Origin of the sequence: Shewanella sp. MF05960, from assembly GCF_050849305.1 — a bacterium.
GTDB lineage: Bacteria > Pseudomonadota > Gammaproteobacteria > Enterobacterales > Shewanellaceae > Shewanella.
Genome location: NZ_JBOZPS010000009.1, coordinates 154,806 through 169,552, shown reverse-complemented (window position 1 = coordinate 169,552; position 14,747 = coordinate 154,806). Strand labels below are relative to the sequence as shown.

At 43.9% G+C, this 14,747-nt stretch carries 12 protein-coding genes; 11 read left to right on the top strand and 1 reads right to left on the bottom strand.

Features of this window, described 5'->3' with window-relative positions; genetic code table 11:
• A complete protein-coding gene (gene fadI, locus ACROAE_RS11430; protein WP_432401804.1) occupies positions 1-1,311 on the bottom strand; it encodes an acetyl-CoA C-acyltransferase FadI in 1,311 nt (436 codons plus the stop codon).
• Between the two features lie 249 nt (positions 1,312-1,560).
• Here fadI and ACROAE_RS11425 point away from each other — a divergent pair, with 249 nt between their 5' ends.
• From ACROAE_RS11425 to ACROAE_RS11375, 11 genes are all read left to right on the top strand, one after another.
• Complete coding sequence (locus tag ACROAE_RS11425; RefSeq protein ID WP_432401802.1) at positions 1,561-2,517, top strand: AAA family ATPase; 957 nt, start codon at positions 1,561-1,563, stop codon at positions 2,515-2,517.
• A 41-nt stretch (positions 2,518-2,558) separates the two neighbouring features.
• Positions 2,559-3,494, top strand: a complete 936-nt coding sequence (locus ACROAE_RS11420) for a DUF58 domain-containing protein (RefSeq protein ID WP_432401800.1) — start codon at positions 2,559-2,561, stop codon at positions 3,492-3,494.
• Positions 3,495-4,037, top strand: coding sequence for a DUF4381 domain-containing protein (locus tag ACROAE_RS11415; RefSeq protein WP_432401798.1), 543 nt, complete (start codon positions 3,495-3,497; stop codon positions 4,035-4,037).
• Positions 4,037-5,029 (top strand): vWA domain-containing protein, encoded by a 993-nt coding sequence (locus tag ACROAE_RS11410; protein WP_432401796.1) that lies wholly within the window; start codon positions 4,037-4,039, stop codon positions 5,027-5,029. Before ACROAE_RS11415 ends, ACROAE_RS11410 begins: the two co-directional genes overlap by 1 nt.
• Positions 5,029-7,173, top strand: a complete 2,145-nt coding sequence (locus ACROAE_RS11405; RefSeq protein ID WP_432401871.1) for a vWA domain-containing protein — start codon at positions 5,029-5,031, stop codon at positions 7,171-7,173. The genes ACROAE_RS11410 and ACROAE_RS11405 overlap by 1 nt, the downstream gene beginning before the upstream one ends.
• A complete protein-coding gene (locus ACROAE_RS11400; RefSeq protein ID WP_432401794.1) occupies positions 7,167-8,798 on the top strand; it encodes a BatD family protein in 1,632 nt (543 codons plus the stop codon). The genes ACROAE_RS11405 and ACROAE_RS11400 overlap by 7 nt, the downstream gene beginning before the upstream one ends.
• Before the next feature lie 134 nt (positions 8,799-8,932).
• Complete coding sequence (locus tag ACROAE_RS11395) at positions 8,933-9,496, top strand: sigma-70 family RNA polymerase sigma factor (RefSeq protein ID WP_432401792.1); 564 nt, start codon at positions 8,933-8,935, stop codon at positions 9,494-9,496.
• On the top strand, positions 9,489-10,196 hold the full coding sequence (locus ACROAE_RS11390; protein ID WP_160055596.1) for a DUF3379 domain-containing protein: 708 nt from the start codon (positions 9,489-9,491) through the stop codon (positions 10,194-10,196). Before ACROAE_RS11395 ends, ACROAE_RS11390 begins: the two co-directional genes overlap by 8 nt.
• A gap of 134 nt (positions 10,197-10,330) precedes the next feature.
• Complete coding sequence (gene putP, locus ACROAE_RS11385; RefSeq protein ID WP_432401789.1) at positions 10,331-11,788, top strand: sodium/proline symporter PutP; 1,458 nt, start codon at positions 10,331-10,333, stop codon at positions 11,786-11,788.
• Positions 11,789-12,201: 413 nt separating this feature from the next.
• Entirely contained in the window at positions 12,202-13,485 is a 1,284-nt protein-coding gene (locus tag ACROAE_RS11380; RefSeq protein ID WP_432401787.1) for an OmpP1/FadL family transporter, read from the top strand.
• A gap of 208 nt (positions 13,486-13,693) precedes the next feature.
• Positions 13,694-14,746, top strand: a complete 1,053-nt coding sequence (locus ACROAE_RS11375; RefSeq protein WP_432401785.1) for an efflux RND transporter periplasmic adaptor subunit — start codon at positions 13,694-13,696, stop codon at positions 14,744-14,746.
• The last annotated feature ends 1 nt before the right edge of the window (position 14,747 follow it).

Genomic DNA, 14,747 nt, shown 5'->3' with positions numbered 1-14,747 from the left:
TTACTCCACCTCTAAAATCATTGCTGCGCCTAAACCACCAGCGGCACAAGCTGTTGCCAAACCAGTACCACCGCCACGACGTTTAAGTTCACGACACACTTGAGTAATCAAGCGAGTGCCAGTGGCTGCAAATGGGTGACCATAGGCTAACGAACCACCTAGCACGTTAAACTTACTCATATCGATTTCGCCAATCGCGCGATTGCGCCCTAGCTTCTCTTCAGCAAACTTTTTAGACCCAAACATCTGCATGTTAGCTAATGTTTGTGCAGCAAATGCTTCATGCATTTCAATTAAGGTTAAATCTTCTAATTCCATACCCGCACGCTTAAGCGCTAATGGCGTTGCATAAGACGGGCCCATTAACATGTCTTGCCATACATCGATAGCGGTAAAAGCATAACTCTTAATGTAGCCTATTGGTTGATAACCTAATGCTTTAGCACGGCCTTCGCTCATTAAAATAATCGCCGATGCACCATCGGTTAAAGGCGTACTGTTTGCGGCTGTCACTGTGCCGTGCTTGCGGTCAAACGCAGGACGTAATTTGGCATAAGACTCAAGCACAGAATTTTCGCGGATATTATTATCGCGATCGATAAACTGTTTATAAGGTGGAATATGTGCCGTCATCACTTCTTGTTGAAGCACGCCAGAATTCCATGTCTCAGTCGCTAAAGTGTGTGACCGATGGGCTAATGCATCTTGATCTGCGCGGCTAATATTGTATGTCTTAGCCATTTGTTCAGCTGTTTGCCCCATAGACAAACCGGTTGAATATTCTGCTACCGCTGGCGGTACTGGCATTAAATCTTTTAAGCCTAAACGACGTGCTATCGCAAACTTTTGCTTAAATGTGCGTGCTTTATTAAGGTCGACCAATGCATGAGCTAATTTTTTTGACACGCCGATGGGTAATACAGACGATGAATCTGACCCACCCGCTAGACCGATTTCAATATTTCCGGTCATAATTGACTCAGCCACGTTGACCGCCGACTGGAAACTCGTCGCACAAGCACGGGTAACTGAATATGCATCGGTGGTGACATTCATACCGGTACCCAATACGATTTCACGAGCAATATTTGGCGCTGCAGGCATTTGAACAACCTGGCCATAGACTAATTGTTCAATAAGTTGAGGGTCTATTTCAGAGCGAGACAGCAACTCATTCACCACCATTTTGCCCATGTCCAGCGCAGAAACACCATGGAAAGCAGTGGCTTGTTTAGCAAATGGAGTTCGTAAACCGGCAACAATCGCAATGCGTTCGCCCCGGGAATTCGTTACCTGTTGTCTATCACTCATATGTCATCCTCTATTATTGTTAGCTCATCAAGGCAGAGCCGATAAGTATTCTATTTTGCCAGATTATCTGGTCAGACCATCAAAGTGTGATCTGATTCTAACTTTTTATTGAATAGTTTTAAACAGGCGTTTACAACTATCTGATTCATTAATAGTTAAAATATGTTAATCCTACTAGCCAAAAACCCATAGAATTCATAACATAGGCTTCAATAACCCCAATGCCAACTAAATAAATTGAGTACAGCTATGCCGTTAAGTCGTTTCCACTCACTGCGCGCCTATTTAGATACTGTTGTCTTAGGTCAGCCCGTATTAACCGAAAACCTATTAATTGCACTTATTGCCAATGGCCACTTATTAGTTGAAGGCCCTCCAGGTTTAGCAAAAACCCGTGCAGTTAAAGCACTTTGCGACGGGGTTGAAGGTGAGTTTCATCGCATTCAATTTACGCCAGACTTATTGCCTGCCGATTTAACTGGCACCGATATTTATCGTCAACAAACCGGTACATTCGAATTTGAAGCGGGGCCGATTTTCCATAATCTTATTTTAGCTGACGAAATTAACCGTGCACCGGCAAAAGTACAATCAGCATTATTAGAAGCGATGGCAGAAGGCCAAGTGACAGTGGGCAAAACCAGTTACCCATTACCACCACTCTTTTTAGTCATGGCGACACAAAACCCATTAGAAAACGAAGGCACGTACCCACTGCCTGAAGCGCAGCTTGACCGTTTTTTAATGCACTTAAACCTTGATTATCCTAGTGCCGAAACTGAGTGCCTTATTTTGCGTCAATCGCGTAAAGAAGCACAAACGCATCAACTGCCAACAATCGACCCAGTTGCTCAAGCAGATGTTTTTGCGGCGCGCGATCAAGCATTAGAGATTTATTTAGCCGATCCGCTAGAGCAGTACATCGTTGAAATTATTATGGCCACTCGTCAGCCAGCACGTTACAGCGCCGAGTTAGCCAAATGGTTAGAATATGGCGTCAGTCCGCGTGCAACTATTTCATTAGAGCGCTGTGCCCGCGCCCGCGCGTGGTTACACAACCGTGACTTTGTATCACCTGAAGATATTCAAGCCGTTGCACCTAATGTATTACGCCACCGTCTGTTATTGAGCTATCAAGCACAAGCAGAGGGTGTGACAGCGGATCAGGTTATCAACCATATTCTTAGCCAAGTAGCCGTACCTTAAAGGCGCAATTGCATGTTGATATTAGTAAGTATACTCGCGCTATGATTCACGATACTCAATCATTGCCGCTTTATAGCGATGGTGTGAACCTCACCGAGCAAGAACTCATTGCCTGCCAAAGTCTGTCGCGGGCGATCCCCGATCGTCAATCGCGGGCTAAAGCCGCCTTGTCAGGGCATCGTAGTAGCCTGATTAAAGGCCGCGGTATGGAGTTTGCTGAAGTACGTCATTACCAAAATGGCGATGACGTCCGCACTATTGACTGGCGTGTCACTGCGCGTACTGGTGTGGCACACACAAAATTGTTTGTTGAAGAGCGCGAACGCCCTATTCTGCTGCTGATAGATTTAAGCCACAGTGCTTATTTTGGCTCACAACTCCTACTGCAATCTGTGCAAATTGCTCACCTTGCTACTACGCTAGGCTGGAATGCGATTAACCATGGCGACCGCCTAGGCGCACTGATTGCCAGTGAATCTACTCATTTAGAACTTAAACCTCGCAGTCGTCGCCAGGGTATTTTGCAGTTAACCTCAGGGTTAATTGACGTTCATCAACAACAGTTAAGCCAAATTAATCAGCTTGTGTCAGACCCTGACCATATGTTTAAAGCGTGTCAGCGGTTACAACGTATTGCTAAGCCGGGGTCATTGATTTGGATTATTAGTGACGGCCAACATATTAATCAGCAGTGTTTAGCCCCGCTTACAGAGCTATCTCGCCACTGTGATATAGGCGCATTTGTGGTCACCGATCCTCTCAGGCAAGGCACATTAGCTTTGCCCAAGCAGTTCACTTTACCCGTGCGAGATGGCCAACAACAGCTAACGTTAACTCGCCAAAGCTATGAAGCATGGTTGGCAAACCAGCAATCACAACAACAGCAATTTATTAACCTAATGAATTTAATTAAAGTACAACCTAAATTAATTGATGCAGCAAAACCGCTCAGTGCCCAATTGGATATTTTACGTTAAATGACAACCTCAAATTCGCCAATGCCGCCAATAACAACCGATGCCAATGCGTCGCCATTAGCACAGTTGCAAGACATCAAACTTCCTGAACAGATTAGCTCAATGCCAATCGCACCCGGTTATTGGATAATTGCCGTATTCATTATTGCCGTTGCGATTTGGCTTGGTTATCAACTTTATAAAAAATATCAATATCATGCGCCAAGAAGAATGGCACTCACCCTGTTGAATCAATACGACATTAACGACGATGGCTTTGCCGCGCAGGTCAACAGCTTACTTAAACGTACCGCGATGACTTATTTGCCTCGCGAAAACCTAGCCAAACTCAATGGTCAACCGTGGTTTGATTGGTTAGATACCCGCCTGCCTGACAAACAACAGCAAATCATAGGCCCATTACTGGTTAAGCGTCACCAGGCCAGTGGTCTAACGTTGGACGAAAAACAACAATTGGCGTCACTTGCAAAAACATGGCTTAGCAACAAACACACCTTTAGCGACGCTTCGTTAACGCTTAACAATAATGTTCAGGAGGCCTAATGTTAGCTTTATATTGGCCATGGTTACTGCTGTTACTGCCTTTACCACTTTTGATAAAACAAACCAAAACCACTGATGTCGGCGGACACTTACACATACCCGGTATTGCGACAACCACCACGGTGACTCATACCCATAAAAATAAACAAAGCCGAAAACGTTACTGGGTAATGTGGACCTTGTTATTACTTGCCATCGCCAGACCGCAATGGTTAGGCGATCCCATTGAGTTGCCTTCAAAAGGCCGCGATTTAATGATGGCCGTTGACCTTTCAGGTAGCATGCAAATTGAAGACATGGAAATTAATGGCCAAACCGTTAATCGCTTTACCTTAATTCAACACGTACTCAGTGATTTTATTGAGCGTCGTAAAGGCGACCGACTCGGGCTTATCTTGTTTGCCGATCATGCTTATTTGCAAGCACCCTTAACCCAAGACAGACGCTCAGTAGCGACTTTTTTAGACGATGCCCAAATAGGTTTAGTCGGTAAACAAACGGCAATTGGCGAAGCTATCGCACTGGCGGTAAAACGCTTCGATCAAGTCGACGAGAGTAACCGCGTATTAATTTTATTAACCGATGGCTCAAACAACGCCGGTAATATTGAACCTGAAGTGGCAGCGCAAATTGCAGCTAAGCGTAACATCACCATTTACACTATTGGTGTCGGTGCAGAAGTACTTGAACGCCGCACTATCTTTGGTAAAGAGCGTATTAACCCCTCAATGGATTTAGATGAAACGCAATTGAAAAAATTAGCCGAAATGACCAATGGTTATTATTTCAGAGCCCGCAACAGTGAAGAATTAAACAGCATTTATCAACAAATCGATAAACTAGAACCGGTCAGTCGCGACCAACTAAGTTATCGCCCTAAAAGTGAATTGTTCTATTGGCCTTTATTATTGTCATTGCTCATCAGTTTATTCATTGTGTTACAACAGCAATGGCCAACGGTTTTTACTCCTAAAACCAAGGAGACAAACTGATTATGTTGCATTTTATTCGACCCGAGTGGTTGTTTGCCCTACTCCCAGTAGCCTTAGTCAGCTTATTGTTTTGGCGCAGACACAGCCAGCAGTCGGCGTGGAAGCAATACATCGCGCCTCATCTAAGTCAGCTGCTAATTACGCAAGGTACAGACAATAAAAGCCAGCCTAAATGGTTGTTAATCGCGTGCTGGATTATCGCGGTTATTGCCTTAGCGGGACCTGCTGTTAATAAACAAAACTTACCCGTATTTGCGACAGAGCAAGGCCGAGTGTTGATCATGGACATGTCATTATCGATGTACGCCACCGATTTAAGTCCCAATCGTTTGTCCTATGCGCGCTTTAGAGCCACTGACTTATTAGCAGAGTTAAAAGAAGGTGAAACCGGCCTTATTGCCTACGCTGGTGATGCATATACCATCAGTCCTTTAACCCGCGACACGGCTACCATTCTTAATTTATTACCGACACTATCACCAGAGATTATGCCGACAAAAGGATCTAACCTCTCTTCAGCACTGACACTTGCCGAAAATCTACTGGTACAAGGCGGACATGTACGTGGTGATATTATTTTAATGACCGACGGAGTGTCAGATGCCCAATTCAATCAAGCCGCTAAAGCATTAAAAAATAGCCGCTACCGCTTATCCATTATGGCATTTGGAAGTAAACAAGGTGCGCCAATTAGTTTAGGTGATGGCCAATTACTGCGCGACAACAGCAATGAAGTGGTGGTGGCTAAAACAGATTACGGTTTATTGCAAAAGTTAGCTCAACAACACCAAGGGATTTTAGTGCCCGCACAAACCGACGGCAGCGATATCAACACTCTCACCGACTGGTTAGCCATTGATGGTGATGCCACCGAAACAGAACTTGCCGGTGAATCTTGGCAAGATTTAGGACCTTACCTCGCAATGTTATTGGTATTACCTATGCTCATCAGTTTTCGCCAGGGATTATTGACACTTCTATTAAATCCCGCTTTTTTACTTGGCAGCCTAATGGGGTTAACGGCTATCAATAGCCAACCTGCTCACGCATCGCTTTGGCAAGATTTATGGCAGACTCAAGATCAACAAGCACAATCGGCGTTTGAACAAGGCGACTTCACCCGAGCGGCTGACACCTTTAAAGACCCTCTATGGCAGGCATCGGCTCATTACAAAGCCGGTGATTATCAGCAAGCTCTTGAAGGTTTTGAGCAAGATAGCAGCGCCAATGGTTTATATAATCAGGGTAATGCGCTGATGCAGCTTAACGACTATCAAGAAGCCATTAATCGTTATCAACAAGCTATTGAATTACAATCGCCGTTTAGTGAAGCACAGAAAATCCTTGAGTTAGCAAAGCAGCTGCTTGACCAACAAAAACAAGAACAAGAACAATCGTCAAATCAAGATCAATCTGGCGAAGGTGAGCAATCAAACGATTCAAACTCAGATCAATCTAGCCAAGATAATTCATCATCGTCTGAGCAATCACAATCTGATGAGGCCGGCGATCAACAAGATGGGCAGCAATCAGACAATACTCAACAAAGCGATGCTGACAATCAACAACAGCAATCGCCGCAAGATGATGCTAGTGAGCAAACTAATGACTCACAAAGCAATCAATCACAAAACAGTGTTCAACAAAACAATGACCCACAAAATAATGCTTCAGATGATTCACAGCAAGATAACCAGCAACAATCAGGCTCTGAACAACAAGCGGATAAAGAGCAACAGCCTAATGACACTAACCCAGCGTCAGATGAGCAATCTGCTGCCGACAGCGGGCAAAATGATCCACAGTCACAACAAACAGGCCAACAGCCTAGCGACAGTGAACCATTGAGTAACGAAGCCAGCATGCAAGCTGCAACTGAAGCCGCCGAAGAGCAAGCTAATCAGCAACAGCAGCAAATGAGTGCAAACGCAGCACCACAAGCGCCGACAGAAAAACCATCAGAAACATCTTCTGAAGTGATTTCAGCATCGCAAGTGAATCCAAATGATTTACCTGCAGATATGCAACGGGCATTGCGAGCCATAAACGAAGATCCACAAGTGCTCATTCGCAACAAAATGCAGCTTGAATATCAAAAGCGTCGTCAAAATAGTCAACCGTCAAAGGATAATGAACAGTGGTAATCAGAACTCTATTTAGCCTATTGCTATTTATTATTGCTTCACCCGCTTTTGCACTTAGCCAAGTGCAAGCCACCGTCGATAGAAATCCCGTGGCTGAAGGTGAATACTTTGTATTGGATATCGTGGCCGATGACGATCTCAATGCCGGTGCACTCGACACATCCGTCTTACTTGATGATTTTATTGTTGGTAGAACCAGTGTAGGTCGCAGCACTAAAATGGTTAACTTTGACACCACGCGCGAAACCCGCTGGCAAGTCTTACTGTCACCAAAAACCACCGGGACTGTCATCATCCCGGCATTTAGTATCAAAGATGTCAGCTCAACACCCATTGCCTTAAAAGTGATGCCATCGGGCGCATCAGCAGATGAAGTACAAAATGTCTTCATTAAAGTACAAACCAATGCTTCTGAAGCGTATGTGGGCCAATTAATTACATACAAAGTTAAATTGTATCTGGCAGTAGAGCTACAGCGTGGCGTGTTAAGTGCCCCTGCCGTTGAAGGCGCTCAAATTAAACAAATTGGCGAAGACAAAGACGGCAGTGAAATACTCGACGGACGTCGCTTTAGAGTCATTGAGCGCACCTACGGCATTATTGCCGATCTGCCTGGCGAGCTTGTCATCAATGGCGCAAGTTTTTCCGGTGATGTCTTAGTTGAAGCGCAGCGTCGTGGTGGCATGTTTGGCTTTAATGAAAGCAGACCGATGCAAACAGAAGCCGAGCGTGAAGTGATTCAAATCAACTCAACGCCACCCAGTTATCAAGGTAAATGGTTGGTGAGCGACATCGCCATGTTAAAAGAAACCTGGCCAGAAGATGTCACCGAATTTGAGGTCGGTAGCCCAATTACCCGTACCATTAGCCTTATTGCCTCTAATACTGACGACACTAGCCTGCCCGATATTGATATTCCGCTAGCGGAAGGATTAAAAGCATACCCAGAAAAACCGCTTAGACAAACTTTTGTGCGCGACAATCAAGTGGTATCGCAATACAGCCTGACGACTGCCATAGTGCCAACAAAACCTGGCACGTATGTCCTACCTGAAATTCGCGTGCCATGGTGGAACCCGCACCTTAAAAAGCAACAGTTTGCCACCTTGCCACAACGCACCATCACAGTGATTGGCAGTAGCGCAACCACTACCGATATTCCCGCAGCAGATAGTTTCACTCCAACAACAAACAGTGAATACTGGCCAATCGTCAGTGCTGTGTTTGCGGTGCTGTGGTTAATCACTCTCGTCTTATGGCGCAGAGCAGTGGCGGCAAGTTACTTGTTCAACCAAGATGAAAGCCCAAAAAAAGCGAATACACCACGAAAAACAGCCACCACAGGGTTAAACGCGATTATTCATGCATGTGACAGAAATGACAGCAGCGCGGCCATTACTGCAGTACAAGCCTATTTTAGCGAACGCTGTGGTACTACCATGACCTTAAGCCAAATCAGCGAATTATCACCGGCCTTAGCCCTTGCCATTAATAAATTGCAAGCAGACAAATACAGCCGTCAGCCTCAAGCGATGGATAAAAAATCATTGATGGATGCTATTTTGGCGTATAAAGAGCAGCCTCATTCCAAATCAACATCCCTCATCGCAGACCTAAATCCTTAATGGCTTAGTCTTTCACCTCAGTGTCCAGTAACGGATAAGTAAAGCATGAACGATGGTGCTGAGGTGATTTATCTTGCTATTGCCGCTCGGGCTTTTTAAGCTACTGGACATGTTTAACTAGAAAAAGTTAAAAAATGTTCGGATCCCTACGAAAGAAAAAGACAGATGTCGCGGTCTTATCTGACATGGTAACAAAACAACGACGATACGATAGCCTTGTCAGGGCACTTCACACCGACATTTTCCGTTACGCCTTTTGGCTATGCGGAGATAAACATGTTGCAGAAGATATCACTCAAGAAACGTTCTTACGAGCGTGGCGTGCTTTGGATTCTTTAAAAGATGATAAAGCCGCAAAAGCCTGGCTCATTACCATTTTACGACGGGAAAATGCCAGACGTTTTGAGCGCAAACAATTTGACTATAGTGATGTTGAACAAGAGTTACTTGAAGATGTTTTTTCGTCAAGTAATGAAGATCAAACAGAACAATATTGGCTTCGTCGCCAAATAGGTAAGCTCGATATCGAATACCGAGAACCTTTGTTATTGCAACTGATTGGTGGATTTAGTGGCGATGAAATTGCCGACATGCTCGAATTGAACCGCAATACGGTCATGACGCGCCTATTCAGAGCTAGAAACCAATTAAAAGAAGCATTAGAAGCACCAGAGGTAAGAGGTCAATCAAATGGATGATCTACAATTTCGTCGTCAAGCATATGGCGATCCAAACAATCAATCCGACGAGTTTTTAGCGCACCTTGCTGAAAATGAAGACGATGCTAAATTTGTCAAAGACCTAAAAGCATTTGACCAAAAATTGACTCAGGCATTGGCTATTGATGTACCTGAAGGACTGGCTGATAAATTATTATTGCGACAGCAATTAAGCCAACACCAACAGACCAAAAAGCGTGGCCGATATATGATGGCCATGGCAGCATCGGTTGCTTTTGTCGTGGGCGTCAGTTTTAGCATGTTACGGTTTACCCCAGTGAATTTATCTGAGAACTCATTAGCACACGTTCACCATGAAACTAAAGCATTAGTGATGGAACAAGACATAGGCTTTAATGATGTTAATTTTAAACTGGCTAGCCTAAAAGGTCTGAGCGACTCTAAATTCATCAAACAACCGGGACGAGTGTTTTACACCTCATATTGTGATTTCCAAGGGGTAAAATCACTGCACTTGGTGATGGCGGATGAATTAGGTAATAAAGTCACTTTATTTATTGTGCCTGCTGAAAGTCGCATGGTATTAGAAGAAGCCTTTGCAGACAATCAATACAAAGGACAAAGCTTTCAAACAGCAAATGCCTATATGGTTCTTGTTGGCGAGCCTGCATCTGACTTAGATTTTGTCAAAAAAGAAGTCGAAAACACCTTTATTTAACACTGAAGTTGTATCACTAAAAATCCGCTATTCCATTGAATAGCGGATTTTTTTGATCATGAAAAAATCAAAGTGTGAGCCAGCGCAAAGTTCTGCTAGGATTGCGACATAAAAATAATCTACAGGACGAAAATATGGAAATTCAAACACCAATCATCATTACATTTGTTGGATATTTAATCCTCATGATGGGCATAGGCTACTGGGCTTATCGTAAAACAGACACGGTAGACGACTATATACTTGGCGGCAGGAAAATGGGCCCGGCCGTAACAGCACTGAGTGTGGGTGCTTCCGACATGTCAGGCTGGCTATTACTAGGCTTACCCGGCGCGGTCTATCTCAGCGGTTTAGGCGAAGCATGGATTGGCTTTGGGTTAATTTTTGGTGCATGGCTAAACTGGTTATTTGTCGCCAAGCGCTTACGTATTTACACCCAAATGGCAGATAACGCCCTCACATTGCCAGACTTTTTCGAAAATCGTTTTAACGACAGTCATGGTTTATTAAGATTAGTGTCTGCTGTGACCATTTTAGTGTTTTTCACATTTTATGCATCTTCAGGCATGGTAGGTGGCGCAATATTGTTTGAAAAAGTTTTCGGTCTCGATTATAACGTCGCATTGATTATTGGCTCGTTCATTATTGTGTCATACACATTTGTTGGTGGTTTTTTTGCCGTAAGTTGGACTGATTTTTTCCAAGGTTGTTTAATGTTATTGGCCTTGATTATTGTCCCCGTAGCCATATTTAGTCAGCCCGATACACAAGTTGGTTTTGAACAAATAGACCCTGAGATGTTGTCATTTATTAACGACAACACCACGGTTTTAGGTTTAGTGTCTTTATTGGCTTGGGGCTTGGGTTATTTTGGTCAACCGCATATTTTGTCGCGTTTTATGGCCATTGGCGATCCAAAAGATTTAGTGCTGTCTCGTCGTATTGCCATGAGCTGGATGATGTTATCGTTAGTTGGCGCCTTGGCCACTGGGATAGCTGGCAGTTTGTACTTTGCCGCTGAGCCATTAGAAAACGCAGAAACGGTTTTCATTAACTTAGCACATGTTGCCTTTAACCCATGGATTGGTGGCTTACTGATTGCCGCCATTTTATCGGCTATTATGAGCACGATCGACTCGCAACTGCTGGTTTGCTCGAGTGTGATTACCGAAGATTTTTACCTTAAATGGTTACGCCCTAAAGCCAGTGACAAAGAGCTGATGCTGGTAGGACGCTTTGGTGTTATCGCCATTGCCTTAGTGGCTGGCATTGTGGCCTTAAACCCTGACAGCAGTGTGCTAGGGTTAGTGAGCTACGCTTGGGCAGGCTTTGGTGCAGCATTTGGGCCGGTGGTCTTAATGTCATTGTTTTGGCGTGGCTATAGCCGCAATGGTGCAATATTAACCATTCTTGTTGGAGCGATTACCGTGGTGGTATGGAAACAGCTTACTGGCGGCTTATTCGATTTATATGAAATCGTTCCGGGCTTTTTATTAGCCACATTAGTTGGCGTTGTGGTGAGTAAACTGTCACCTCCTGCCCCTAAAACAATGGCTGATTTTGATAACTTTAATGCTGCGTTAAAATCATAATTTGCTAACGACTTTGCGCTTAATTAATCATTAGCGCCTAATCCACCATTCGCATTTGGATAACACAATTGCACTTGGGAAACACAATCTCGCCCTGAGGTTGTGTTTCCTTTCCCACCAGCTTATTTACCCTCTTGTTTTTTAACGTTTATATTACATTTTGTACAAATGAATGTTTTTTAATTAATGTATTTCTTAAAAATGTGAGTGAAGCGTATTTACATATACTGCCATGCTATCAAACACCTAGGACACAGTCACAAAGCATAATTAACTTAATATTAACAACAACTAACATCTGGTCGGAGTTGTTAGTGGCATACCACTTACCTAAGATGCACCAGACTTTACGCTGTGAGTGGTCCAACAAGTTAATTCTTGTTCGTCACAGTAATAATAAATGGGAAATAATAATGAATAAGTTCAACAAGACTCTTCTTGCTACAGCAGTATTACTTGCTAGCACTCAAGCTTCTGCTGCAGGCTTTCAACTTAATAGCCAATCAGCAACAGGCATTGGCCGTGCAATGGCCGGCGATGCAGTTATTGCCGACAATGCCTCAGTGTTATCACGTAACCCAGCAGCAATGGCATTATTTGATAACACCTCATTATCTCTAGGTGCTGTGTACGCCGATATCGATGTGTCTGTGTCTGATGTAACGGGTTCATACGGCGGCCAGGCTGTTGACTATGGCAGCGAACACGATGCTGCAGACTCAAAAGTCATTCCTAATTTTTATTATATTAATCCAATCGATGATAAATGGGCCTTTGGTGTCGCTGCATTTAGTAACTATGGTACAGGTACAGATTTAACTGCATTAGCAGACAGAACGCCAACCGTTGGCGGTAATGCTGTGCCATTACCAACACCGGTAGACTTACTGGGTAACACCGAAGTGGTTACAATTAACTTAAACACCAGTGTGTCGTACCGTATAAACGAGCAGTGGAGCTTAGGTTTAGGACTTGATGCCGTATATGGCAGCGGTACGTTGACTCGTACCACAGAAAACCCACAAATAGGCAGTATTGTTGACGTTGAAGCCGATGGTTGGGCGTTAGGCGGTATTGCTGGTGTGGTATATGAAATGAATGAAAATAATCGTTTTAGCCTAAGCTACCGTTTAAGCCCAACATTAACCGCTAAGGGTGATGTTAATTATGCTTATTCAGAATATAACGAAATTGATATCCCAATTGCCGATATTGCTCAGTTTGCCGGTTTTCACCAGCTAACCAATGATTTTGCAGTGCATTACACCGCACAATGGACTAACTGGAGCAAGTTTGACCGCATAGAAGTGATCGACGGCGACAACGGTGTTTCGCAAACTGACTTAAAAGAATACCACTGGAAAGACTCGTGGTTCTTAAGTTTAGGCGCGACCTACAATCTTACAGAAGATTGGACATTACGTGCAGGTATTGCCTCAGATGAAGGTGTTGTTGATCAGCACTCATCATTGTCAATCCCAGATTCTGATCGCACCTGGTATACCGCCGGCGTTAGCTATGATTTAACCAATCAATCTAGCATTGATTTTGGCATTGCATTTGTGCGCGGTGAAGATGTTACCGTATTAGAAAACAGTGCCATCCTGCCTATGGTACCGGGATTAGACAGCGAGATTTCAGCACAAACTCGCTCAAATGCGGTGTATTACTCAGTGCAGTACAACTACAGTTTTTAAGCCTGTCGGCATGTTAAATGCCTAACATGCAGCAGTGGTAAACACTAATAGGGTTTACCACTTCTGATCTATCCAACTAAACCGCCTTTAATTGGCGGTTTTTTTATATCTATTAGGACTAATATATAAATTTTTCTAATACACCTATTGCGTAAAAAACCAAAGTCCATTAGAATTTTCTTATAGACTTTATATAGGTGCTACCATTATGTCTCGCTTACTCACGTCATTCTCTCTTATTGGTGCACTATGCACTGCGGTTTCTTTTCCGATATTTGCGGCATCTGAAGCATTTGATACGCTGACAATACAATATTCTACTCATGCACAGCCACGCGTATTTGACGCAAAAGTAGAAGCAGTTAAAGCGGCTACGGTATCAGCACAAACCTCTGGTCGAATTATTAATATTCATTACGATGTGAATGATTTGGTACCTCAAGGCGCTGCATTACTTGAAATTACCAATAAAGAACAGGGTGCAGGACTGGCAGGCGCAGAGGCAGAACTCGCAAAAGCCGAAGCCGTAAACAGTGAAGCTCAAGCACAGTACACGCGTTATAAAGAATTATTTCCCAAAGGTGCCATATCAAAAGGGGCGATGGATGAAGCAACAGCAAAAGCAAAATCATCCGCACAAGCAGTAAGCAGTGCTAAAGCTCAGCTTGTTAAAGCCAACGAAAGCTTAAATTACACGATTGTCAGTGCGCCTTTTAGTGGCCGTGTTACCCAGCGTTTTGTCGAACAAGGCGAAACCATTTCATACGGTCAGGCACTGTTTTCTGGTTACGACACTCAACATCTTAGAGCGGTGTTTCAAGTATCACAGCAAGATTTACCCAGCATTCAACAACTTGAGAATATCCGCATTCAATTAGCTAACGGCAAGGTCATTGAGGCGAACGATATCAATCCATTTAACTTTGCCGACCCGATCACTCACAGCCATGCTGTACGCGTCAATTTTATTAACCCAAACGACACCGACCACCTTGTTGGGCAATGGGTAAAAGTATTGTTTGAGCAAACGAGTCAACCAAGCTTAATGGTGCCAATGTCTGCGATTCATCAGGTAGGTGATCTCACCTCTGTATACCGTAAAAACGGTGACAAAATTGTACTCAGCCAAGTACGATTAGGGTTTATGGATAGCGCCAAACAACAAGCTGAAGTGTTATCGGGTTTGATGCCATCGGATGAGATCATCATCGACGCGGCACAATACTTAATTAATGCCAATGTCACCAAGGTGAAGGAGTAAT

What these genes read in the sequence shown, in the direction of transcription:
- fadI (WP_432401804.1), bottom strand. Translation starts at nt 1,311, where the DNA reads ATGAGTGATAGACAACAGGTAACGAATTCCCGGGGCGAACGCATTGCG.
- ACROAE_RS11425 (WP_432401802.1), top strand. Translation starts at nt 1,561, where the DNA reads ATGCCGTTAAGTCGTTTCCACTCACTGCGCGCCTATTTAGATACTGTT.
- ACROAE_RS11420 (WP_432401800.1), top strand. Translation starts at nt 2,559, where the DNA reads ATGATTCACGATACTCAATCATTGCCGCTTTATAGCGATGGTGTGAAC.
- ACROAE_RS11415 (WP_432401798.1), top strand. Translation starts at nt 3,495, where the DNA reads ATGACAACCTCAAATTCGCCAATGCCGCCAATAACAACCGATGCCAAT.
- ACROAE_RS11410 (WP_432401796.1), top strand. Translation starts at nt 4,037, where the DNA reads ATGTTAGCTTTATATTGGCCATGGTTACTGCTGTTACTGCCTTTACCA.
- ACROAE_RS11395 (WP_432401792.1), top strand. Translation starts at nt 8,933, where the DNA reads ATGTTCGGATCCCTACGAAAGAAAAAGACAGATGTCGCGGTCTTATCT.
- ACROAE_RS11390 (WP_160055596.1), top strand. Translation starts at nt 9,489, where the DNA reads ATGGATGATCTACAATTTCGTCGTCAAGCATATGGCGATCCAAACAAT.
- putP (WP_432401789.1), top strand. Translation starts at nt 10,331, where the DNA reads ATGGAAATTCAAACACCAATCATCATTACATTTGTTGGATATTTAATC.
- ACROAE_RS11380 (WP_432401787.1), top strand. Translation starts at nt 12,202, where the DNA reads ATGAATAAGTTCAACAAGACTCTTCTTGCTACAGCAGTATTACTTGCT.
- ACROAE_RS11375 (WP_432401785.1), top strand. Translation starts at nt 13,694, where the DNA reads ATGTCTCGCTTACTCACGTCATTCTCTCTTATTGGTGCACTATGCACT.